This window comes from Streptomyces sp. NPDC026538, from assembly GCF_055567535.1.
The window spans coordinates 373,469-396,609 of record NZ_JBVHQG010000005.1 but is presented as its reverse complement, the minus strand read 5'-3'; the positions used below and the strand labels follow the sequence as shown (position 1 = coordinate 396,609).

Genomic DNA, 23,141 nt, shown 5'->3' with positions numbered 1-23,141 from the left:
GTCTACTCCTGACGACGGCTTCGCGAGCGAGAGACGATGCAGCAAGGCCTACCCGCTGTGCGCGGGCCTATGCACAGCGTCCTCAACAGCCGTGCCGCGGCGGCCTGTTCACGGCCCCGAGCGCCGTCCGTCGAGCAGTGATTCGCGTCCGTCAACGATCCAGGTGTTTGCGCAGCTTCCTGTCGACCTTGTCATGGACCCGGTCCAGGATGTCCTCGACGAGCTTCCCGCGCTTCGGCCGCGCCTCCACATTGCCGAGGACGGCCCACCCCTCGACGTAGACGACGGGCGCGTCGGAGTCGACCGAATCGAGCGTGTCCGCCTCGAAGTTGCCCAGTACGCCGCCGCCGGTGCCGCGCAGCGACACGTTCTCCGGGACGCGGATCTGGACGTCCCCGAAGATCGAGAACGCCCTGATGACGACCTGCTGGTACTCGAAGATCGCCTCGGTGAGGTCGAGCTCGACGGAGCCGAAGACCGCGTACGCGTGCAGCCGTCGGCCCGCCCGCCAGCGGCCCCGGCGGCGGGCGCTGCTGAAGACGGCCACCACGTTGCCGTCCGGCTCGACGGGGATCGCGCCGGGCGTCGGCCGGGGCGGTACCGGCATGTAGGGCGGCGCGGCCGGGCGGGCGTGGGCCGCGGGCAGGTCCCGTATGAAGACCTCCAGCTCGCCCACCGTCTTGGCGCTCAGCACGCCTTCCACGCGCTCGGCGTGCTCGTCGGCGGTCAGGCGCCCCTCGGCGAGGGCCTCCCGCAGGATGTCGGCGATGCGGTCACGGTCGGCGTCCGAGGCGCGCAGCTCGGCGACCGGCGTTCCGGCGCGCTCCTGAGGGGTCTGCTTCTGAAGGTCCACGGCAGCAGAGTACCGAAACGCGATAGATCGCGACTAGGGGTGTGGACAACCCCGGGCGTGTCGAACTGAGCCTTACCTCACAAGCTCCGTGTCAGAGCCAGGTCCTACGCTGGAGAGCGCTCGCCAGCGTCGGCGGGCGGCCGTCCGTCAGAGTGAGGAATGGGCTGAGATGCCTGAGTTCGCGTATACCGATCTGCTCCCCCAGGGCGAGGACACCACCCCGTACCGGCTGGTGACCTCGGAGGGCGTGTCCACCGTCGAGGGACCGGACGGGCGGACGTTCCTCAGGGTGGAGCCGGAGGCGCTGCGCAAGCTGGCCGAAGAGGCGATCCACGACATCCAGCACTATCTGCGGCCCGCCCACCTCGCCCAGCTCCGGCGGATCATCGACGACCCGGAGGCGTCGGCCAACGACAAGTTCGTCGCCCTCGACCTGCTGAAGAACGCGAACATCGCGGCGGCGGGCGTGCTGCCCATGTGCCAGGACACCGGCACCGCGATCGTCATGGGCAAGCGCGGACAGAACGTGCTGACCGAGGGCGGCGACGAGGCGGCGCTGAGCCGCGGCATCTACGACGCCTATCTGAACCTCAACCTGCGGTACTCGCAGATGGCTCCGCTCACCATGTGGGAGGAGAAGAACACCGGCTCCAACCTGCCCGCCCAGATCGAGCTGTACGCGGCCGACGGCGGCGCCTACAAGTTCCTCTTCATGGCCAAGGGCGGCGGCTCGGCCAACAAGTCGTTCCTCTACCAGGAGACGAAGGCGGTCCTCAACGAGGCCTCCATGATGAAGTTCCTGGAGGAGAAGATCCGCTCGCTCGGTACGGCCGCCTGCCCGCCGTACCACCTGGCGATCGTCGTGGGCGGCACGAGCGCCGAGTACGCGCTGAAGACCGCGAAGTACGCCTCCGCGCACTACCTGGACGAGATCCCGGCGGAGGGTTCCGAGCTCGGCCACGGCTTCCGGGACAAGGACCTGGAGCAGAAGGTCTTCGAGCTGACGCAGAAGATCGGGATCGGCGCGCAGTTCGGCGGCAAGTACTTCTGCCACGACGTGCGCGTGGTCCGGCTGCCCCGGCACGGCGCCTCCTGCCCGGTCGCCATCGCGGTCTCCTGCTCGGCGGACCGGCAGGCCGTCGCGAAGATCACCGCCGAGGGCGTCTTCCTGGAGCAGCTGGAGACGGACCCGGCCCGGTTCCTCCCGGAGACGACGGACGAGCATCTGGACGAGTCCTCCGACGTGGTGAAGATCGACCTGAACCAGCCGATGGACACGATCCTCGCCGAGCTGACCAAGTACCCGGTCAAGACGCGGCTCTCCCTCACCGGTCCGCTGGTCGTCGCCCGTGACATCGCGCACGCCAAGATCAAGGAGCGGCTCGACGCGGGCGAGGAGATGCCGCAGTACCTGAAGGACCACCCGGTGTACTACGCGGGCCCGGCGAAGACCCCCGAGGGTTACGCGTCCGGCTCCTTCGGTCCGACCACGGCCGGCCGCATGGACTCCTACGTGGAGCAGTTCCAGGCCGCCGGCGGCTCCAAGGTGATGCTCGCCAAGGGCAACCGCAGCAAGCAGGTCACCGACGCGTGCGACGCGCACGGCGGCTTCTACCTGGGCTCCATCGGCGGCCCGGCCGCACGGCTCGCCCAGGACTGCATCAAGAAGGTCGAGGTCGTCGAGTACGAGGAGCTCGGCATGGAGGCCGTCTGGAAGATCGAGGTCGAGGACTTCCCGGCGTTCATCGTCGTCGACGACAAGGGCAACGACTTCTTCCAGGATCCGGCCCCGGCTCCGACGTTCACGTCGATTCCGGTCCGGGGCCCCGGCCTGGCGTAGCCCGTCCGGCGCGGCGGGGGGATTCCGCCCCCGCCGCCCGCCCGTCCCGGGGACCGCCTCAGCCGTACCGGTCAGTGGGGCATGCAGCCGAACCAGTTCAGCTGGTCGCCGTCCTTGGTGTAGCCCATGCATCTGAGGGTCGTGTCGTGCTCCGTCTCGGTCCGCTCGACCGGTCCGTTCTGGTAGTCCGTCTTGTGGTGGGGCTCCACGAGGGTGTCGACCTCGACGCGGTACCAGCGGTCCTCGTCGGACGGCACGCTGCAGCCGCGGCCGGTCACGTTGCGGCTGGGATCGCCACTCCAGACCGGCCGTTCGGCGCGGTCGCAGTGGGCACGGTGGGCGCGGCCGGTGGCGGCCGCGGTGCCGGATCCCGTGCCCAGCAGGGCCGCCGCGCCTATGGACACCGCCGCGATGACGCCGAGCAGACCCTTGGGAGTGAAGTTCATCGGTTGGTCCTCCTGCCAGCCGTGGTGACGGCGGGGATCGCCTTGTCACCTCGGGGTGATAGTCACATTTATCCGTGATGTCCGCCCTGGCGGCCGGGGACGCAGTCCCCCGACCCGGTGACGTCGGTGGTGCCAATGCAGCAGGCCGAGGTCCGACCGTGCCCCGTGCGGCCCACGGTCCGGAACAACCGCGACGCCCCGATCGCTGTTATCGGCATGAGCGACTACCGCATCGAACACGACTCCATGGGCGAGGTCCGGGTACCGGCCCACGCCAAGTGGCGGGCCCAGACGCAGCGGGCCGTCGAGAACTTCCCGGTCTCCGGGCAGCGGATCGAGCGCGCGCACATCGAGGCGCTGGCCCGGATCAAGGGCGCGGCGGCCAAGGTGAACGCCGAGCTGGGGGTGGTCGACAAGGACATGGCCCAGGCGATCCAGGAGGCGGCCGAGGAGGTCGCCGAGGGGAAGTGGGACGACCAGTTCCCGGTGGACGTGTTCCAGACGGGGTCGGGGACCTCGTCGAACATGAACACCAACGAGGTCGTCGCGACGCTGGCGACCGAGCGCCTCGGACGCGAAGTGCATCCGAACGACCACGTCAACGCCTCGCAGTCGTCGAACGACGTGTTTCCGTCGTCCATCCACATCGCCGCCACCGCCGCCGTCACGCGCGACCTGATCCCGGCCCTCGAGCATCTGGCCGCGTCGCTGGAGCGCAAGTCCGACGAGTTCGCCGACGTCGTGAAGTCCGGGCGGACGCATCTGATGGACGCCACTCCGGTGACCCTGGGGCAGGAGTTCGGCGGGTACGCGGCACAGGTGCGGTACGGCGTGGAGCGGCTGCGGGCCTCGCTGCCCCGGCTGGCCGAACTGCCGCTCGGAGGCACGGCGGTGGGTACCGGCATCAACACCCCGCCCGGGTTCTCCGCCGCCGTGATCGAGGAGGTCGCACGGGTCACCGGGCTGCCGTTCACCGAGGCGCGCGACCACTTCGAGGCGCAGGGCGCGCGGGACGGGATCGTGGAGACCAGCGGGCAGCTGCGGACCGTCGCGGTCGGCCTGACGAAGATCGCCAACGATCTGCGCTGGATGGCCTCGGGGCCTCGGACCGGGCTCGCCGAGATCGCGCTGCCGGATCTGCAGCCGGGGTCCTCGATCATGCCGGGGAAGGTCAACCCGGTGATCCCGGAGGCCGTGCTGATGGTGTCCGCGCAGGTCATCGGGAACGACCAGACGATCGCGGTGGCCGGCGCGGCCGGGAACTTCGAGCTGAACGTGATGCTTCCGGTCATCGGCAAGAACGTGCTCGAATCCGTGCGGCTGCTCGCCAACGTCTCGCGGCTGCTCGCCGACCGGACCGTGGACGGCATCACCGCGCACCGGGAACGGGCCCGGGAGTACGCCGAGACGTCGCCGTCCGTGGTGACGCCGCTCAACAAGTACATCGGGTACGAGGAGGCCGCCAAGGTGGCCAAGAAGGCGCTGGCGGAACGTAAGACGATCCGCCAGGTCGTCATCGAGGGCGGGTACGTCGACAAGGGTGATCTGACCGTCGAGCAGCTGGACGAGGCGCTGGATGTCCTGCGGATGACACGGCCGTAACCGCGTGCGAACGTTTCGCGCCGCCCGGCCAGAACCGTGACGTCCGCCGCAGCGTCGTATGCCTACGGCACCTAATATCTGTGCATGGCAGACGGTGGAGCGGTGAGACGCGTGACGCGCGGGGAAACGGGCGGTACGACCGGTGACGAAGCCGGGTTCTGGGCTCCGGGGAGCCAGATCCTGTGGCGGTACCGGGAGAACGCCGGAGACGGTTTCCACATCGCGCGCCCCGTCACCGTCGTACGGGACGACGAGGAGCTGCTCGCCGTCTGGCTGGCTCCCGGCACCGAATGCGTCAGGCCGGTGTTCGCCGACGGCACGTCGGTCGGCGAGGAGCCGCTGGAGTCCCGGTACACCAAGCCGCGGACCGTGGCGCGCGGCCACTGGTTCGGCACCGGGGTGCTGAAGCTGGCCCGGCCCGGTCAGCCCTGGTCGGTGTGGCTGTTCTGGGAACCTGGCTGGCGGTTCAAGAACTGGTACGTCAATCTTGAGCAGCCGCTGGTCCGTTGGGACGGCGGAGTGGACTCGGAGGATCACTTCCTGGACATCTCCGTGCACCCGGACCGGAGTTGGCACTGGCTCGACGAGGACGAGTTCGCCCAGGCCCAGCGGGACGGCCTGATGGACGCGGAGACGGCCGAACGGGTGCGGGCGGCGGCCCTGGCCGCGGTGGCCGCCGTACGGGCCTGGGAGCCGCCGTTCCCGGACGGCTGGCAGCACTGGCGCCCGGACCCGGCCTGGGCGGTACCGTCGCTGCCGGAGGACTGGGACCGTACGCCCGCGCGCGTGTCCACATGAGACCCTTGATGCGCCCCCGGTGCACAACCGTAGGATCGTCCTCCGCAAGGGCGCGTTGAGCACAACTCCCGGAGTGTTCATCCGGGCTGACCGAACGTCACCGAGGGGCGGCAGGACGTGAGCGAGGGGTACGAGGGCAGCACCGGCGAGCGGGGCCCGGCCCGCAGATCGTCCGCCGGTGGCACAGGAACAGCCTCCAGCCACGCCGGAATTCCGTTCCTGGGGCACCTAATCCGGGTATCGGAGTTTCGGCGGGACCACCTGCGCGCCCGGCGCGCAGCCCCGGACGGACGGATTCGACACGCGTGACGGAGCACCCCACCTCCTACGAGCGCCCCCAGCCGGGCGCCGACCCCGCGGAGGCCCGCGGGGCGCTCCTGCGTACCCCGCAACCGCCGCCGCAGCCGCAGGCACCGCCCCGTCCGCTCGGCGCCACCGCCTTACCGGCACAGGCCCGCGCGGGCGAGACGCCCTCCGGCCCCGGTACCAGCACGTCCAAGGAGCACTCCGTCAACGGCCCCGAGCACGCCCAGCCCACCAGCGCTGAGCCCGATCCACACCGGCCGCGCCCCGCCCCGGAGGGCATTCCGCCGCAGCCCGGCGCCGAGCAGGAGCGGGTGGCGGGCGCGGGCGCCCAGGAGCGCCGTACCGGACGCGGGCTGCCGCCCGGCCGGCCGATGCCGATGCGCCGGGACGGTGACCGGCTGCGCTTCGTGGGTGCCGCGACCCGCCGGATCGCCCGGGGCATCGACCTGGACGAGATCGTGATGGGGCTGTGCCGGGCGACCGTGCCGACGTTCTCGGACGCGATCCTGGTCTATCTGCGCGACCCGCTGCCGGTCGGCGACGAGCGGCCGGTCGGCCCGGTGGTGCTGCGGCTGCGCCGTACCGACCGGATCCCGGAGGAGCGGGACACCGACGGCTTCCCGCCGCTGCCCGTCCCGGAGCCGGAACCGGCCGACATCGGCCTGTCCGCGCTCACCGCGGAACTGTGCGAGGTACGGCCGGGCGGCGCCCTCAACGAGGTACTGCGGGGCGTACGACCGGTTTTCGCCGACTCCCCCGCCGCCCGTGCCGCGCTGCCCGAACTCCTCGGCGAGGGCGCCGAGTCCCTCGTGCCCGGCGGACAGCACGCGATCCTCGCCCCGCTGCGCGGCCGGCGCCGGGTGATCGGCGCGGCCCTGTTCCTGCGCCGCCCGGAGCGGCTCGCCTTCGAGACGGACGACCTGCTGGTCGCCGCCCAGCTGGCCACGCACAGCGCGCTCGGCATCGACAAGGCGGTGCTGTACGGCCGGGAGGCCTACATCGCCGACGAGTTGCAGCGGACCATGCTGCCGGAGCACCTGCCGAGCGCCACCGGCGTGCGGCTGGCCTCGCGCTACCTGCCGGCCGCGGAGACCGCGCGGGTCGGCGGTGACTGGTACGACGCGATCCCGCTGCCGGGCAGCCGGGTGGCGCTGGTCGTGGGCGATGTCATGGGGCACTCGATGACCTCGGCCGCCATCATGGGGCAGTTGCGCACCACCGCGCAGACGCTGGCCGGACTCGACCTGCCGCCGCAGGAGGTCCTGCACCATCTGGACGAGCAGGCGCAGCGGCTGGGCAGCGACCGGATGGCGACCTGCCTGTACGCGGTGTACGACCCGGTGTCGCACCGCATCACCATCGCCAACGCGGGCCATCCGCCGCCGGTGCTGCTGCACCTGGGCGGGCGGGCCGAGGTGCTGCGGGTGCCGCCGGGGGCGCCGATCGGGGTCGGCGGGGTCGACTTCGAGGCGGTCGAGCTGGACGCGCCCGCCGGGGCGACGCTGCTGCTGTACACCGACGGGCTGGTGGAGTCCCGGCTGCGGGACGTGTGGACCGGGATAGAGCAGTTGCGGGAGAAGCTCGCCGCGACCGCGCAGCTGACCGGGCCGGACCACCCGCCGCCCCTGGAAGCGCTGTGCGACGAGGTGCTCGACATGCTCGGGCCCGGTGACCGCGACGACGACATCGCGCTGCTCGCGGCCCGGTTCGACGGGATCGCGCCGAGCGATGTGGCGTACTGGTTCCTGGAGCCGGAGGACGCGGCGCCGGGGCGGGCCCGGCGGCTGGCCCGGCGGGCGCTTGCGCGCTGGGGACTCGAGGAACTGTCCGACTCCGTCGAGCTGCTGGTCAGCGAGGTCGTGACGAACGCGGTGCGGTACGCGTCACGGCCGGTGACGCTGCGGTTGCTGCGGACCGACGTGCTGCGCTGCGAAGTCGGCGACGACGTGCCGCAGTTGCCGCGGCTGCGGCAGGCGCGGGCGACGGACGAGGGCGGCCGGGGGCTGTACCTCGTCAACAGACTGGCCAGACGGTGGGGAGCGACCCGGCTGAGCACCGGAAAGGTCGTCTGGTTCGAGCTGAACCGGTAGCGCCGTAGGACGTGAGGTCGCCGGGGAACCGCGGGCCGGCGGGGCCGGTCGCGCAGTTCCCCGCGCCCCCTTTCAGGGGCGCGGGGCACCCGGATGACTACTGGAAGTCGTCCGCCGGGTCCAGCGGGTTGTCCGTGATGCCTCCCGTCGGGGACTGACTCGGCGTCTGCGACGGGGTCTGGGACGGCGTCGCCGACTTCGACGGAGTCTGGGACGGCGTCTGCGACGGGGTCTGGGACGGCGTCGCCGACTTCGACGGAGTCTGGCTCGGCGTCTGCGACGGGGTCTCGGACGGCGTCGCGGACTTCGACGGGGTCTCCGAGGGCTGGACGGCCGCGCCCAGGTCGGTGTTCAGATCGAACTTCTGCTTCTTCGTGACCCCGAAGGTGTACGTCGCCCAGATCTGCGCCGGGTAACCGCCACCGTTGATGCGGCCGGTGCCGGGGATGAGGCCTGTGGCGCCGGTCAGCGAGACCTGGTTGTGGCTCTTGGCATCCTCGCCGAACAGTCCGACCGAGGTCACCAGGTCGGGCGTGAAGCCCGTGAACCAGGCCGACTTGTTGTTGTCGGAGGTACCCGTCTTGCCTGCCACCTGCTGGCCCTTGCGCAGCGGGTTCTGGGCCACCGACGCCTTCGCCGTACCGTCGTCGACCACACCGGTCAGGACCGAGGTCACCTGGTCGGCCGCGCTGCTGCTGATCACCTGTTCGCCGATCGGGTCCGGCAGGTCGACCTTGCGGCCGGTCTTCTCCGCCGACGCGAGGATGGTCGGGGTGACCTTCTTGCCGTGGTTGTCGAGGGTGGCGTACACCCCGGCCATCTCCAGCGGGCTCGCGCCCATGCTGCCCAGGGTCTGTGCGGGCACCGCCGGCAGGTCCGTGGTGTCCAGGCCGAGGTCGTCGGCGACCTTCATCACGTTCTTCATGCCGACGTCCACACCCATCTGCGCGAACACCGAGTTGACGGACTTGTTCATCGCCGTCTGCACGGTGATGTTGCCGTAGTCGGCGTCGTCCTCGTTCGGCGGCGAGAAGGCGATGTCGCTGCCCTTGACCGGGCGGCCGCTGGTGCCGTCGTAGATCGTGTTGGCGTTGATCTCCTTGCCGTCCTGCGTCTTGGCGTCCTGGTCCAGGGCGGCGGCGAGGATGATCGGCTTGAAGGTGGAGGCCGGCTGGTAGTCGGCCCGGGTGGCGTTGTCGGTGTAGTGCTTGTAGTAGTCGATGCCGCCGTACAGGGCGACGATCTTGCCGGTCTCGGGGTCGACGGAGACGCCGCCGGCCTGGACGTTCTTGTCGACCTTGCGCTTCTTGCCGTCGAGCTTGCTGGTGAGCTGGCTCTTGACGGCCGCCTCCAGCTTGGCCTGCTTCTTCGGGTCGATGTTCAGGGTGATCGTCCAGCCCTGGTCGACGACCTGGGCCTCGGCCTCGGAGCGGGTGAGGCCCTGCGACTTCATCAGCTGGTTCTCCAGCTGGGTGTTGGCCAGTTCGACGAGGTAGCCCTTCTGGCCCTCCAGACCCGAGGCGGCCTTCGGCTCCTTGGGGATGGGGAACTTCAGGGTGTCGCGCTTGGACTTGTCCAGCCAGCCCTGGCCGACCATGTTGTTCAGGACGTAGTTCCAGCGCTGCTTCACCAGCTTCTTGCCGACGGGGCCCGCCACCGCCCAGTCGTACTGGCTCGGCGCCTGCAGCAGCGCGGCCAGATAGGCGCCCTGCTGGACCGAGAGCTTGTCGGCGTCGACGCGGTAGTAGGCCTGGGCGGCGGCCTGGATGCCGTAGGCGCCGCGGCCGTAGTAGCTGGTGTTGATGTAGCCCGCGAGGATCTCGTCCTTCGACTTCTCGCGGTCCACCTTCAGCGAGATGACCAGTTCCTTCAGCTTGCGCGAGACGGTCTGGTTCTGGTCGAGGTAGTAGTTCTTGACGTACTGCTGGGTGATCGTCGAGCCGCCCTGGGTGCCGCGGCCCCGCGCCGTGTTGTAGAGGCCGCGGGCCATGCCCCTGAGGTCGATGCCCGAGTCGGTGTAGAAGGTCTTGTTCTCCGCGGCGACGAAGGTGTGCTGGACGTCCTTCGGGACCTTGGAGAGGTCCACGATCTCGCGGTTGACGGTGCCCTTGCGGGCCAGGACCGAGCCGTCGCTGTACTTGTAGACGTTGCTCTGCGTCTGTGCGAGCGCGTTGCCCTGGGGGACGGCCACCATCACGTACAGCATGACGAAGGCGCCGATGCCGAGCAGACAGACGGTGAAGAAGGCGCCGAGCATCTTCTTCCAGGTGAACAGCCGGCGTATGCGGCCCTTCGCGGACTTGCCGCCCTTGGCCGGCTTGCCTTTCCCGGCGGCGGCCTTACGGCGCTCCGCGCGGGTGCCGCCCTCGGCCGGCGGGGCCTGGACCGCCGTCGCGGTGCCGCCCGGGGTCTCGGGTGACTCGTGCGCGGCCTGCGGCGACGAGCGGGGCCTGGGCGCGGCACGGCGGCCACCGCGCTGCCGCGCTTTTCTCTCTTCCGCTCGTCCCATGAGTCCGTCTGCTCCGCTTCGTCTCGGCTGTCACACGTGTGTACGGGTGTCACACAAGTACGTGGCTCAGGTCAGCTCAGAAAGCTAACACCGCTCTCTATGACAAAGAGCAGACGATCCGCCCTTTACGGACGTGACAATCAGCACCCCGCCCCAACGGAACCGACGAGCGGAGAGGGTAGAGGGTTGCCTCTGCCCTCCAAAGTGTTATCACCGCATCGGTGTGGCGGGCCGGGGACGGGTTGCGGTCGGCCCACGCGCAGATCGAGTTCCTGTTGCGGCGCACTTCGCGGAATCCAGCCGGCTCCCCGGCCAGACGCGCCCTTTCGGCGGCCTACGTCAGCTCCGCCTTGAAGCCCTGGCGCCAGGACGGGTACCGCGGCTCCCAGCCCAGCTCCCGCCTGGCCTTGGCGTTGGAGAAACCGCGCCCCTCGGTCATGATCACCACCGCCTGGTCGCCGGCCAGCAGCCGGGCCAGCCAGACCGGTACCCGCAGCGGCCGCTTCGCCCCGGCGCACTCGGCGAGGTACGGCAGCCATTCGGCGGCCGGCGCCGGCTCGTCGTCGACGATGTTGAACACGCCCCGCGCCTTCTGCTCGACCGCCAGCACGGTGGCGCTCGCCGCGTCGTCGAGGTGGATCCAGCTGCTGTGCCCGTCGGCACGGCCGACCAGGGGGTACTGGCGCTTGCGGACCAGGGTCACCTGGTCGTCGATGGCGCCGGGGCCGTAGAAGGCGCCGTACCGCAGGGCCGCGCCGCCCGCTTCGAGGACCGCTTCCTCCAAGTGGCGCAGCGCCAGCATGCCCTGGTGCGCCGCCGTCCCGGCCATCAGGTCCAGCGGGTCCTCCTCCGTCTTCACCCAGCCGCCCTCGCGGATGCCGTTCCAGCTGGCGTGGCTCTGCGCGACGACATGGGGGACGCCGGCCGCCTCGGCCGCGGCCAGCAGGTGGTCGGTGCCCTCGGTGCGCAGCCGGTTGGTGAGGGCGAACCAGCGGTCCGGATGCCTGATGTCGGGCTTGCCCGCGTGCGCCATGGAGATCGCGGTCAGCTGGTGCACGATCACCTCCGGGCGGGCCGCGGCCACCGCCGCCCCGACCGACAGCGCGTCGAGGCCGTCCATCACCACGCCCTCGGCCCCCAGTCGCCTCAGGAGATCCAGCCGGGCCGCGCTGGTCGTGGTGGCCGTCACCCGATGCCCCCGCGCCACCAGTTGCGGCACCAGCCGCCGTCCCAGAACACCACTGCCACCCGCCACGAAGACCCGCACGGCCATCACCTTCCCGAGCTGAGGAACAGACTCCCGGAGCAAGGACGAGACAGGCTCGCGCGCCGTGACATCGCGCTGTCGCACAACCGTGACAATCGGCTCCCACCTGCGCGTTCACACACCCCGCCATGATCTACACACCGTGCGTATACATGGGGCGTATACACCGTGTGTACAGTGCTGCCATGTCCATCGGTCACACCCTCCTGGGACTCCTGGAGTCCGGCCCGCGCCACGGTTACGACCTGAAGCGGGCCTTCGACGAGAAGTTCGGTCACGACCGGCCGCTGCACTACGGCCAGGTCTACTCGACGATGTCGCGCCTGCTGAAGAACGGGCTCGTGGAAGTCGACGGCATCGAGGCCGGCGGCGGCCCCGAGCGCAAGCGGTACGCCATCACCGACGCCGGCGTCACCGACGTCGGGAAGTGGCTGGCCACTCCGGAGAAGCCGGAGGAGTACCTCCAGTCGACCCTGTACACCAAGGTCGTACTCGCCCTGCTGACGCACCGCGACGCCGGCGACGTCCTCGACAGCCAGCGCTCCGAGCATCTGCGCAGCATGCGGATCCTCACCGACCGCAAGCGCCGGGGCGACCTCGCCGACCAGCTCGTCTGCGACCACGCCCTGTTCCACCTGGAGGCGGACCTGCGGTGGCTGGAACTGACCGCCGCCCGCCTCGACAAGCTCCGCACGGAGGTGACCAAGTGACCGCTCCCGCTGGTTCGCTGCTCGCGGCCGAGGGGCTGCGCAAGGCCTACGGCCCCACGCTCGCGCTCGACGGGGCCGGGTTCTCGATACACCCGGGCGAGGTCGTCGCCGTGATGGGCCCGTCCGGCTCGGGCAAGTCGACCCTGCTGCACTGTCTCGCCGGGATCGTGCCGCCCGACTCGGGCTCGATCGTCTACGCCGGGCGCGAGATGGCCACCATGAACGACACCGAGCGCAGCGCCCTGCGCCGTAGCGAGTTCGGTTTCGTCTTCCAGTTCGGCCAGCTGGTACCCGAGTTGACCTGCGTGGAGAACGTGGCGCTGCCGCTGCGGCTGAACGGCACCTCCCGCAAGGAGGCCGAGAAGGCCGCGCTGGGCTGGATGGAGAAGCTGGAGGTCGACGACCTGGGCCGCAAGCGGCCCGGCGAGGTCTCCGGCGGCCAGGGGCAGCGGGTCGCGGTGGCCCGGGCGCTGGTGACCGAGCCCCGGGTGCTGTTCGCCGACGAGCCCACCGGCGCGCTGGACTCCCTCAACGGCGAGCGCGTGATGGAGCTGCTGACGGACGCGGCCCGCTCCACCAACGCGGCCGTCGTGCTCGTCACGCACGAGGCCCGGGTGGCCGCCTACTCGGACCGCGAGATCGTCGTACGCGACGGCAAGTCCCGGGACATGGAGCGGGTGGTATGAACGTCAGGCAGTGGTCCAGAGATCTGGCCATGGGGGTCCGGTTCGCCTTCGGAGGCGGACGCGAGGGCTGGTTCCGGGCCACGCTGACGGCCGTCGGCGTGGGACTGGGGGTGGCGCTGCTGCTGCTCACCACGGCTCTTCCGAACGCGCTGGCCGTGCGCCACCAGCGCGATGTGGCGCGGGCGGACTACACGTACGTCTTCGGCCACCCCATGAAGGCCGGCGAGAAGACGTTCGTCATCGCGGACATCGAGACCCCCTACCGCGGCGACGACATCCGCGGCCGGATGATCCAGCGGGAGGGCGCGAAGGCGCCGGTGCCGCCGGGGCTCACCAAGTACCCGGCGCCCGGCGAGATGGCCGTCTCGCCCGCGCTGAAGCGGCTGCTGGACTCCCCCGACGGAGCGCTGCTGCGCACCCGGCTGCCGTACCGGATCACCGCCACCATCGCGGAGAGCGGACTGACCGGCTCGCAGGAACTCGCCTACTACGCGGGCTCCGCCGACCTCGCGGCCCGCATCGACCCGCCGAACGTGGCCCGGATCGACCACTTCGGCAGCCCCAGGTCGCCGGACGCGGAGTCCGACCCGGTCCTCACCCTGCTGGTCCTCGTGGTGTTCGTGGTGCTGCTGATGCCGGTCGCCGTGTTCGTCGCGGCCGCCGTCCGCTTCGGCGGCGAGCGCCGCGACCGGCGGCTGGCCGCGCTGCGGCTGGTCGGCTCCGACGGCCGGATGGTACGGCGGATCGCGGCGGGCGAGGCGATGGCGGGGGCGCTGCTCGGCCTGGTCTTCGGCGTCGGCTTCTTCCTGGTCGGCCGGCAGTTCGCGGGCACCACCGAGGTGTTCGGCATCAGCGTGTTCCCGAGCTATCTCAACCCCTCCCCCCTGCTGGCCGTGCTGGTGGCGGTCGCCGTCCCGGCGGCGGCCGTGCTGGTGACCCTGTTCGCGCTGCGCGGGGTGGTCATCGAGCCGCTCGGCGTGGTGCGGACGGCGAAGCCCAGGCGGCGCCGGCTGTGGTGGCGGCTGCTGCTCCCGGTGGCGGGCCTGGCCGCGCTCTACCCGATGATCGGGCAGGGCCGCGGCGGCGGCGACTTCAACCAGTACCTGGTCACCGGTGGTGTCCTGCTGCTCCTGGTCGGCGTCACGGCCCTGCTGCCGTGGGTCGTCGAGTCGGTCGTCGCACGGCTCGGCCGGGGCGCGGTGGCCTGGCAACTGGCCGTCCGACGACTCCAGTTGAGCAGTGGTACGGCGGCCCGCATGGTCAACGGGATCGCGGTGGCGGTGGCCGGCGCGATCGCGCTCCAGATGGTCTTCGCCGGCGTCGAGGCCGACTACACCAAGCAGACCCACAACGACCTCACCCGCGCGCAGATGTCGGTCCAGGTGCCCAACGGCGTCCCGGTGCCCGAGGTCGCCCGGGCCATGGCCGGCACCAAGGGCGTGCTGAAGGTGGTCTCGATCGCCGACGGCCAGGTCGGCGACCGGAAGAAGGACCCGAGCCAGACCGCCCAGGTGAGCATGGGAAGTTGCGCCTCACTGCGGGAGGTCGCCGTCCTGCCGTCCTGCCACGACGGCGACGCCTTCGTGGTGCAGGGCTCGGACACCGGGTCCGAGACGACGAAACTGCTGACGACCGTGGAGAAGCACGGCCGGACGCTCTACCTCGACCCCTCCTACACCGGCGACGACCAGGGGGCCGCGAGCCGCTGGACGGTACCGGCGGGGCTGAAGCAGGCGCAGACCCGCGAGGACCCCACCGGCTACCAGCGCGGCGGCTTCCTGCTCACCCCCGGTGCCCTGCCGGACGGTGCCAGCAGGGCGGTACAGGGCGTGGTCTACCTGTCCATCGACTCCGGGGTGCGCGACGCCAGGGAGTACGCGATCAACACCGCGGTCGGGATCGACCCGCTGATGCACGCGGAGACGCTGACCTCGATCGAGCGGGACGGCCAGTTCGAGTCGATCCGCACCGGGCTGTTCGCCGGCGCCGCCGCCGTACTGGCGCTGATCGGCGCGAGCCTGCTGGTCGGCCAGCTGGAGCAGCTGCGCGAGCGCAAGAAGCTGCTGTCGGCGCTGGTCGCCTTCGGCACCCGGCGGCGCACGCTGAGCCTGTCGGTGCTGTGGCAGACCGCGATCCCGGTCGGGCTCGGACTGCTGCTGGCCGGCGTGGTGGGGCTGGCGCTGGGCACGGTGCTGCTGAAGATGGTCGGCTCCACGGTGCGGGTGGACTGGCCGGGCGTGCTGGCGATGACCGGCTTCGGCGCGGCCGTCGTGCTGGCCGTCACGGTGCTGAGCCTGCCGCCGCTGCTGCGCCTGATGCGCCCGGACGGGCTGCGTACCGAGTAGGGGTCTACGAGTCGGCGTCGAGTACCCGGACGGGCAGCGGCCGCAGCGCCTCGCGCAACGCGTCCGCCAGCTCCCGGTACTCGGCGCCGCGCGCTGCCCCGGCGCGCATCGCGAGGGCGATCCGTCGGCTCGGGGCGGGCTCGGCGAAGGTGCCGGTGAGCAGCCGGTCGCTGCGGCTGGTCTCGACCCGGACGGCGGTGTGCGGCAACAGGGTGCAGCCGAGCCCGCCGGCCACCAGCTGGACGAGGGTGGCCAGGCCGGCGGCCGTGGTGGTGACCGGGGCGTCCTTGCGCCCGGCCTCCCGGCAGATGTCCAGGGCCTGGTCGCGCAGGCAGTGCCCCTCGTCCAGGAGCAGCAGGTTCAGCTCCCTGAGGGCCTCGCGCGCAATGCCGGTCCGGCCGCCGAGCGGCTGGTCCAGCGGGGTGACGAGCAGGAAGTCCTCGTCGTACAGGGGAAGTTCGACGACACCCGGGATGCCCAGGGGGACGGCGAGCAGCAGCAGGTCGAGGCGTCCGGCGGTCAGTCCGTCCAGCAGGCTGGCGGTCTGCTCCTCGTGGACCTGGAGGTCCAGGTCCGGGTAGCGGTCGTGGACCAGCCGCAGCACGGTGGGCAGCAGATACGGCGCCACGGTCGGGATGACACCGAGCCGCAGCGCGCCGGTGAACGGCGCCCGCACCGCCTCGGCCTCCGCCAGCAGCGACCGCATCTCCTCCAGTACGGCCCTGGCGCGTACGGCGAGCCGCTCGCCGGCGGGCGAGAGCAGTACCTTGCGGGTGGTGCGCTCCAGGAGCGTGACGCCGAGCGTCTCCTCCAGGGCCGAGACGGCTCCGGACAGCGCGGGCTGGCTCATGCCTATCGCGGCGGCCGCGTCCCGGAAGTGGAGGTGTTCGGCGACGGCGGCGAAGGCGCGTAGCTGGGCGAGACTCGGTTGACGGCGCTTGTTCCCCACGCCGACGCCGTTCCCCATGGGGTTACCCACAGCCACTGATAGCCACCTCCGATCAACCCGACCGAGTGTAGCTATTTCAGGAATCAATGCACCTTGTGCCACGATCGGCGGCGTCCAACCCATCGGAGGCGACCCCGCGATCCGGGGTGCTTCCGCGCTGCAAGGAGAGCATGTGCTCACTGTCGGTGACAAGTTCCCCGAGTTCGAACTGACCGCCTGTGTCTCGCTGGAGAAGGGCAAGGAGTTCGAGACGATCACCCACAAGACCTACCAGGGTTGGAAGGTGGTCTTCGCGTGGCCCAAGGACTTCACCTTCGTGTGCCCGACCGAGATCGCCGCGTTCGGCAAGCTGAACGAGGAGTTCGCCGACCGTGACGCGCAGGTCCTCGGCTTCTCCGGTGACTCCGAGTTCGTCCACCACGCCTGGCGCAAGGACCACGACGACCTGCGCGAGCTGCCGTTCCCGATGATGGCCGACTCGAAGCACGAGCTGATGCGCGACCTGGGCATCGAGGGCGAGGACGGCTTCGCCAAGCGCGCGGTCTTCATCGTCGACCAGAACAACGAGATCCAGTTCTCCATGGTGACCGCGGGCTCGGTGGGCCGTAACCCCAAGGAGGTCCTGCGGGTCCTCGACGCGCTCCAGACGGACGAGCTCTGCCCGTGCAACTGGACCAAGGGCGAGGACACCCTGGACCCGGTCGCGCTGCTGGCCGGTGAGTGAGTTGTCGCTCGACGCCCTCAAGTCCGCGGTCCCGGACTACGCCAAGGACCTGAAGCTCAACCTGGGTTCGGTCATCGGCAACTCCGAGCTGCCGGCCCAGCAGCTGTGGGGCACGGTCCTGGCGACCGCCATCGCCTCCCGCTCCCCGATCGTGCTGCGCGAGCTGGCGCCCGAGGCGAAGGCGAACCTCACGCCGGAGGCGTACCGGGCCGCGAAGTCCGCGGCCGCGGTGATGGCGATGAACAACGTCTTCTACCGCACCCGTCATCTGCTCTCCGACCACGAGTACGGCACGCTGCGCGCGGGTCTGCGGATGAACGTCATCGGCAACCCCGGTGTCGACAAGGTCGACTTCGAGCTGTGGTCGTTCGCGGTGTCCGCGATCAACGGCTGCGGGATGTGCCTGGACTCGCACGAGCAGGTGCTGCGCAAGGCCGGTGTCGACCGTGAGGTGATCCAGGAGGCGTTCAAGATCGCCTCGGTGGTTCAGGCGGTGGGCTCCGCCCTGGAAGCCGAAGCCGTGCTCGCCGAGTTCGAGTAGGCGCCGACGCTCCGTGGACCCCGCTCACCCCTCAATGGGCGGGGTCCTCCGCGTTCCTGAGGGCTGCGCCCCCGGACCCCCCTTCGGCCTGAACGGCCTCGTCCGCAAACTCCGGACCGGCTGACGTGTGTGGCTGAGCGCCGTCGTCGGGCTCCGCGTCCGCGTATCTGTCGTTCGAATACTGGTGCAGATAGCTGACGACCGTGTTCGTCACCGCCACCAGCGGTACGGCCACCACCGCGCCGCCGATGCCCGCGACCAGGCCGCCGGCCGCGACCGTGAGAACCACCGCGAGCGGGTGGACGCGGACCGCGCGGCCGAGGATGAAGGGCTGCAGGATGTGGCCCTCGATCTGCTGGACCGCGAGGACGACGGCCAGGGTCATGACGGCCGTGAAGACGCCCTGGGTGACGAGCGCGACCACCACCGCCAGGGCGCCCGAGGCGACCGCGCCGACCAGCGGGATGAACGAGAACAGGAAGATGAAGACGGCGAGCGGGACGGCCATCGGGACGTCCAGGAAGTAGATGCCCAGGCCGATGAAGATGGCGTCGATCAGGGCGACCAGGACCGTGCCGCGGACGTAGGCGGTGAGCGTGCGCCAGGCGCGCGGGCCGGCGCCGGCCACGCCCTCGCGGGCGGCGACGGGCACGAGCTTCAGGAACCACTGCCAGATGCGCGCACCGTCGTACAGCAGGAAGAGCGTGGAGAAGAAGACCAGCAGGATGCCGGTCAGGGCCTCCACGACGACCTGGACGCCCTCCAGGCCGAACGAGGTGATCTGGTCGGTGTTGGCGCCGATCGCCTCGCGGAGGTTCTTGGCGATCTGGTTGATCTGTTTGTCGGTGACGTGGAAGGGGCTCTTCAAGAGCCAGTTGCGCAGGTCGTCGATGCCGTTCTGGACCTGGTCGGAGAGGGTGTCGATGTTCTCCATGACCTGCCAGGTCACGAACCAGCCCATCAGGCCCATCACCACGAAGCCCAGGATGGCGGTGAGCGCGGTGGCGGGGCCGCGGGGCATGCCGTAGCGGCACAGCCGGGCGACCGTGGGCTGGAGCAGGGCGGTGATCAGCAGCGCGATGACGAAGGCGAACACCACGAGTTGTACGGCGCTGATGACCCGCATCAGGATCCACACCGTGCCGGCCAGCACCAGCAGCCGCCAGCCGGCCTCGGCGGCGACCCGTACGCCCCAGGGGATGGCCGTCACGGGGTCGGGGCGCGGGGCGGGCTTCCGGACGGGCCTGGGAGCGGCGGCGGGGGACGCCGGTGCGGGAGCGGGGGCCTGTGCGCCCAGTGCGGGCGACTCGGGTTCGGCGTGCTCGCGCGCCACCTCGGCGCGGCGCTCGTCCAACCGCTCGCCCATCTCACTCAGTCCGGCACCCAGCCTGCCGAGCCACTCCGGCACTCGCGACATGATCCGCTCTCTTCCCCCGCGTCTCCGGGTGCTCCTCACCACTCCCCCCTGGAGTCGTTCGTTCCGACCGTACAGGGCGACAGCCCCTCCCCCTAGGACGGGGAGGGGCTGTCGAAGGTTGAGAGAAGCCGAGTGGCCTCTAGTACCAGCTGTTCGCCTGCCAGAACGACCAGGCCTGGCAGGGGCTGCCGTACCGGGAGTTCATGTAGTTGAGGCCCCACTTGATCTGGGTGGCCGGGTTGGTCTGCCAGTCGGCGCCCACGGAGGACATCTTGGAGCCGGGCAGAGCCTGGAAGAGACCGTAGGCACCGGAGGAGGCGTTGACCGCCTGGTAGTTCCAGCCGGACTCGTGGCTCACGATGTTGCTGAAGCACTGGAACTGGCCGCTGGCCACCATCTGCTGCGCCATCGCCTGGATCTGCGCCACGGTGTACGAGCTCTGGACCGCGAAGGTGACAGAGGAACGGCTGGCCGCCTTCTTCGCCTCGGCGCGCTCCTTCGCTTCCTTCGCCGCCTGCTCGGCCTCGGCCTTCTTGGCGGTCGCGGCCTTGGCGGCGGCCACCCGGGCCGCCTGCTCGGCGTCCTTCTTGGCGGTCGCGTCGGCCTGGATGGCCACGGCGTCGGCCTGCTGCGTCAGGGACGCGGTCTGCACCGTTGCCTGCTGACCCGCGGGGATGTCCGCGAGCAGCGTGGTGTCGGCTGCCGTCGCCTCAGCGTCGTTGGGCTGCGCGACGCTGCCCGAGGCAACACCGACAACGCTTCCGACGGCGGTGACCGCGGTGGCCGAGGCCACTGCGAATCCCCGGACCGAAATCCGGCTCACACGGTTTCCTTCCAGCATCGCCCGCTTCGGTGACCCTGGCGGACGCAATCGTTCCCCTGACGCTGGCCTCCCAACTGCGGGGTCACGGGAGGCACGGGCCCGATGGGCGGCTCCCCCGTGGGGAGCGCCGTGTGGTGCTCGGGCGGCATACGACGTCGCTATGGAATTAGCCGTGATGCTTCTGTGTTGCCCTACCGCTGGGGGTACAGGTGTGTCGTATGCGGGGCCTGACAGGAGTGAGACTCTGCCGTAACCCGACGCCGGGTGGCAATTCCGAGTTGCGTGTGAAAGCTCACATCCCGTTTCCCCCAGGGGATTTCAGGAAAGCCGCACGCACGAAGACGCCGCCCGGCTAGGCTCACTGCCTTTGCCGGACGGCGCCAACGGATGGCTAATCAGCCCAAGTTGGACACAGAGATCAGATGGATCAAAGGTGTCCGTCCTCCAGCATTTCGGTCACAAGTGCGGCAATCTGGGACCTCTCGGACCGGGTGAGGGTGACATGCGCGAAGAGCGGGTGCCCCTTCAGCTTCTCCACCACGGCGACCACACCGTCGTACCGGCCGACCCGGAGGTTGTCCCGCTGGGCCACGTCGTGAGTCAGAACCACCCTTGAATTCGCGCCGATCCGGGACAGAACGGTCAGCAGGACGTTCCGTTCCAGCGACTGGGCCTCGTCGACGATCACGAAGGCGTCGTGCAGGGAGCGGCCGCGGATGTGGGTGAGCGGCAGCACCTCCAGCATCCCGCGCGCGGTGACTTCCTCGATGACCTCGCGGCTGGTGACCGCCGAGAGGGTGTCGAAGACCGCCTGCGCCCAGGGGCTCATCTTCTCGGACTCGGAACCGGGCAGATAGCCCAGCTCCTGCCCGCCGACCGCGTACAGCGGACGGAAGACCATCACCTTCTTGTGCTGGCGGCGCTCCAGGACCGCCTCCAGGCCCGCGCACAGCGCCAGCGCCGACTTGCCGGTGCCGGCCCGGCCGCCCATCGACACGATCCCGACGTCCGGGTCGAGCAGCAGATCGAGCGCGATGCGCTGCTCGGCGCTGCGGCCCTTGATGCCGAACGCCTCCCGATCGCCGCGTACCACACGGACGTTGCCCTCCGCCGTCACCCGGCCGAGTGCCTTGCCACGCTCGGACTGGATGGTCAGGCCAGTGTGCACGGGGAGGTCGGAGGCCTCCGGGACGTACACGTGACCTTCCTCGAAGAGGATGTCCACCTGTTCGCCGGAGAGCGTCAGTTCGGACATTCCGGTCCAGCCCGAGGCGCCCGTGATGGCGAGCTCGGCGCGGTACTCCTCGGCCAGCAGGCCGACCGACGACGCCTTGATCCTGAGCGGGAGGTCCTTCGAGACGACGGTGACGTCGTATCCCTCGGCCTGCAGGTTGCGGGCCACCGCGAGGATGCGGGAGTCGTTGTCCCCCAGGCGGTAGCCGCTGGGCAGCACGCTGGGGTCCGAGTGATTGAGCTCGACACGGATCGTGCCGCCGAGGTCCCCGATCGGGATGGGGGCGTCCAGACGGCCGTGCCGGACCCGGTAGTCGTCGAGCAGACGCAGGGCCTGCCGGGCGAAGTAGCCGAGTTCGGGATGGTGCCGTTTGGCCTCCAGTTCCGTGACCACGACGATCGGAAGCACGACCTCGTGCTCGTCGAAGCGGGTCATGGCGTTCGGGTCGGCCAGCAGGACGCTGGTGTCGAGAACATAGGTGCGCCGGTCGGACTTGCGGCGCGTTGTGCTGGTCACCACGGAAGGACGTACCCCCTCGGATGAGGTCGGGGAGCGACGAAGAGGAGCTGGACCGGTTGACGGCCACCCTGCACGGGCCGAAAACCGGCCCTCCGCTGCTTCTTCCGTGCCGTGACCGCACGGTCGGGCTGGTGCAAAGGGCCTCCCGGGCGGACGACCCCGAGTCGCCCGCTGAGATCCGATGCCCGTGGTTCGGGCATCGACCTGCTTGCCTTATGCCCTCGAACATGCGCCGCCATGCCACGGTCTGCAACGACGCGCAGGTGAACTCCGTGTTACTGGCGCCCTGAAATGGGTGATTCACGCCTCATGCGCCCGATGGGGTCATCCACCGTAGCGAGGGGGTTATCCAGCGTGGCGACGGTGACAGGGGTCCTGTGTCGCGTCGACGACCGCCGTCACGATCACGTCACCCGCCGTAGCGGCGGTGGCGGGCCGCGTAGTCCCGCAGGGCGCGCAGGAAGTCGACCTTGCGGAACGCGGGCCAGAAGACCTCGCAGAAGTAGTACTCGGAGTGCGCGGTCTGCCAGAGCATGAATCCGGACAGCCGCTGCTCCCCGCTGGTGCGGATCACCAGGTCCGGGTCGGGCTGGGCACCGGTGTAGAGGTGCCGGCCGATCATGTCGACGTCGACGGAGTCGGCGAGGTCGCCCATCGCGATGCCCTTGTCCTGGGCGTCGAGGATCATCGAGCGGACGGCGTCGGCGATCTCCTGGCGGCCGCCGTAGCCGATGGCGACGTTCACCAGTATTCCGTCGACGTGCGCGGTGGCCTCCTCGGCCTCCTTGAGCGCGTTCTGCATCGGGGAGGGCAGGAGGTCGGGGGTGCCGACGTGGTGGACCCGCCAGCGGCCGTCGGCGGCGAGGGTGCGGACGACGTCCTCGATGATGCCGAGGAGGGGGACCAGTTCCTCCTTGGCGCGGTCGAAGTTGTCCGTGGAGAGCAACCAGAGGGTGACGACCTCGACATCGGTCTCGGAGCACCAGCCGAGGAACTCCTCGATCTTCTCGGCGCCAACCCGGTGGCCGTGCACGGTGCTGGATCCGGCGGCCTTCGCCCAGCGGCGGTTGCCGTCCATGATGACGCCGATGTGCTTGGGCACCTGAGCGTGGTCCAGGTGACCTTCCACCCGGCGTGCGTAGAGCCTGACGAGCAGGCCGCGCAGCTTGTCGCGCAGGTTCACTTGAGGTCCGCCCCTCGTGATTCGGATGCGGGGGTCCGCGTGATCGGATGCGGGAGTCCGCGGGGTTCGAATGCGGGAGTCCGCCCGCCGAAGCCTACCCCGCGGGGAGTTGAGGGAGGCGCGGGAGGCAGGGCGCCCCGGGGGCGGGGGTTCCGGTCGCCACCCGGCCGCGGGCCGGTTGTGGCTGGTCGCGCCCCGCGGCGGAGCCGCCGATGTGCGCAGCCCCGGCACCCCTTCGACGGCGTGGCCCCGAGGCCGCCTGAGAAGTGGGTGAAAAAAACGGGCCGGTCCGTGGGGGG

Annotated in this window: 18 protein-coding genes; 9 read left to right on the top strand and 9 right to left on the bottom strand. The window is 70.4% G+C overall.

Annotation, left to right across the window (positions count from 1 at the left end; translation table 11 throughout):
- Window positions 1-151: 151 nt before the first annotated feature.
- Window positions 152-853 (bottom strand): DUF1707 SHOCT-like domain-containing protein, encoded by a 702-nt coding sequence (locus ACZ4N4_RS22275; RefSeq protein ID WP_467591300.1) that lies wholly within the window; start codon window positions 851-853, stop codon window positions 152-154.
- Window positions 854-1,022: 169 nt separating this feature from the next.
- On the opposite strand from ACZ4N4_RS22275, the gene ACZ4N4_RS22270 reads away from it, so the two are divergent.
- Window positions 1,023-2,693, top strand: coding sequence for a fumarate hydratase (locus ACZ4N4_RS22270; RefSeq protein WP_467591297.1), 1,671 nt, complete (start codon window positions 1,023-1,025; stop codon window positions 2,691-2,693).
- A gap of 71 nt (window positions 2,694-2,764) precedes the next feature.
- Here the strand turns inward: ACZ4N4_RS22270 and ACZ4N4_RS22265 are convergent, their stop codons facing one another.
- On the bottom strand, window positions 2,765-3,139 hold the full coding sequence (locus tag ACZ4N4_RS22265) for a hypothetical protein (protein WP_453570583.1): 375 nt from the start codon (window positions 3,137-3,139) through the stop codon (window positions 2,765-2,767).
- 216 nt (window positions 3,140-3,355) lie between these two features.
- On the opposite strand from ACZ4N4_RS22265, the gene ACZ4N4_RS22260 reads away from it, so the two are divergent.
- The 3 genes from ACZ4N4_RS22260 (at window position 3,356) to ACZ4N4_RS22250 (ending at window position 7,935) form a co-directional block, all read left to right on the top strand.
- The gene (locus ACZ4N4_RS22260) at window positions 3,356-4,741 is read left to right on the top strand and encodes a class II fumarate hydratase (protein WP_467591293.1); all 1,386 of its coding nucleotides are present in this window, start codon (window positions 3,356-3,358) and stop codon (window positions 4,739-4,741) included.
- A gap of 84 nt (window positions 4,742-4,825) precedes the next feature.
- Window positions 4,826-5,539, top strand: coding sequence for a cytidylyl-2-hydroxypropylphosphonate hydrolase (gene fomD / locus ACZ4N4_RS22255; protein ID WP_467591290.1), 714 nt, complete (start codon window positions 4,826-4,828; stop codon window positions 5,537-5,539).
- A gap of 305 nt (window positions 5,540-5,844) precedes the next feature.
- The gene (locus ACZ4N4_RS22250; protein WP_467591287.1) at window positions 5,845-7,935 is read left to right on the top strand and encodes a SpoIIE family protein phosphatase; all 2,091 of its coding nucleotides are present in this window, start codon (window positions 5,845-5,847) and stop codon (window positions 7,933-7,935) included.
- Between the two features lie 97 nt (window positions 7,936-8,032).
- On the opposite strand, the gene ACZ4N4_RS22245 is transcribed toward ACZ4N4_RS22250, so the two are convergent.
- Window positions 8,033-10,444, bottom strand: a complete 2,412-nt coding sequence (locus tag ACZ4N4_RS22245; RefSeq protein ID WP_467591284.1) for a transglycosylase domain-containing protein — start codon at window positions 10,442-10,444, stop codon at window positions 8,033-8,035.
- A 334-nt stretch (window positions 10,445-10,778) separates the two neighbouring features.
- Window positions 10,779-11,717, bottom strand: a complete 939-nt coding sequence (locus ACZ4N4_RS22240; protein ID WP_467591281.1) for an NAD-dependent epimerase/dehydratase family protein — start codon at window positions 11,715-11,717, stop codon at window positions 10,779-10,781.
- A 179-nt stretch (window positions 11,718-11,896) separates the two neighbouring features.
- On the opposite strand from ACZ4N4_RS22240, the gene ACZ4N4_RS22235 reads away from it, so the two are divergent.
- Genes ACZ4N4_RS22235 through ACZ4N4_RS22225 form a run of 3 tightly spaced genes read left to right on the top strand, consistent with a single transcriptional unit; the run spans window position 11,897 to window position 15,452 of the window.
- Window positions 11,897-12,421 (top strand): PadR family transcriptional regulator, encoded by a 525-nt coding sequence (locus ACZ4N4_RS22235; protein ID WP_450754748.1) that lies wholly within the window; start codon window positions 11,897-11,899, stop codon window positions 12,419-12,421.
- Window positions 12,418-13,107 carry an ABC transporter ATP-binding protein gene (locus ACZ4N4_RS22230; protein WP_467591278.1) on the top strand — a complete coding sequence of 230 codons (690 nt, stop codon included), beginning with the start codon at window positions 12,418-12,420 and terminating at the stop codon, window positions 13,105-13,107. Before ACZ4N4_RS22235 ends, ACZ4N4_RS22230 begins: the two co-directional genes overlap by 4 nt.
- Window positions 13,104-15,452 (top strand): ABC transporter permease, encoded by a 2,349-nt coding sequence (locus ACZ4N4_RS22225; protein WP_453570569.1) that lies wholly within the window; start codon window positions 13,104-13,106, stop codon window positions 15,450-15,452. Before ACZ4N4_RS22230 ends, ACZ4N4_RS22225 begins: the two co-directional genes overlap by 4 nt.
- Window positions 15,453-15,456: 4 nt before the next feature.
- On the opposite strand, the gene ACZ4N4_RS22220 is transcribed toward ACZ4N4_RS22225, so the two are convergent.
- Window positions 15,457-16,419, bottom strand: a complete 963-nt coding sequence (locus tag ACZ4N4_RS22220; RefSeq protein ID WP_467591830.1) for a LysR substrate-binding domain-containing protein — start codon at window positions 16,417-16,419, stop codon at window positions 15,457-15,459.
- Window positions 16,420-16,573: 154 nt separating this feature from the next.
- Between ACZ4N4_RS22220 and ACZ4N4_RS22215 the strand changes: the two genes are divergently transcribed.
- Both ACZ4N4_RS22215 and ACZ4N4_RS22210 read left to right on the top strand, forming a co-directional pair.
- A complete protein-coding gene (locus ACZ4N4_RS22215) occupies window positions 16,574-17,125 on the top strand; it encodes a peroxiredoxin (RefSeq protein ID WP_453570567.1) in 552 nt (183 codons plus the stop codon).
- A 1-nt stretch (window position 17,126) separates the two neighbouring features.
- Window positions 17,127-17,666 carry an alkyl hydroperoxide reductase gene (locus ACZ4N4_RS22210; RefSeq protein ID WP_467591827.1) on the top strand — a complete coding sequence of 180 codons (540 nt, stop codon included), beginning with the start codon at window positions 17,127-17,129 and terminating at the stop codon, window positions 17,664-17,666.
- A 31-nt stretch (window positions 17,667-17,697) separates the two neighbouring features.
- On the opposite strand, the gene ACZ4N4_RS22205 is transcribed toward ACZ4N4_RS22210, so the two are convergent.
- The 4 genes from ACZ4N4_RS22205 to ACZ4N4_RS22190 form a co-directional block, all read right to left on the bottom strand.
- A complete protein-coding gene (locus ACZ4N4_RS22205; protein ID WP_467591274.1) occupies window positions 17,698-19,083 on the bottom strand; it encodes an AI-2E family transporter in 1,386 nt (461 codons plus the stop codon).
- 139 nt (window positions 19,084-19,222) lie between these two features.
- Complete coding sequence (locus tag ACZ4N4_RS22200; protein WP_467591271.1) at window positions 19,223-19,924, bottom strand: aggregation-promoting factor C-terminal-like domain-containing protein; 702 nt, start codon at window positions 19,922-19,924, stop codon at window positions 19,223-19,225.
- Between the two features lie 409 nt (window positions 19,925-20,333).
- Window positions 20,334-21,659: a PhoH family protein gene (locus ACZ4N4_RS22195; protein ID WP_450754736.1), complete on the bottom strand. Its 1,326-nt coding sequence runs from the start codon at window positions 21,657-21,659 to the stop codon at window positions 20,334-20,336.
- 409 nt (window positions 21,660-22,068) lie between these two features.
- Window positions 22,069-22,842: an isoprenyl transferase gene (locus tag ACZ4N4_RS22190; RefSeq protein ID WP_450754734.1), complete on the bottom strand. Its 774-nt coding sequence runs from the start codon at window positions 22,840-22,842 to the stop codon at window positions 22,069-22,071.
- Window positions 22,843-23,141 lie beyond the last annotated feature (299 nt).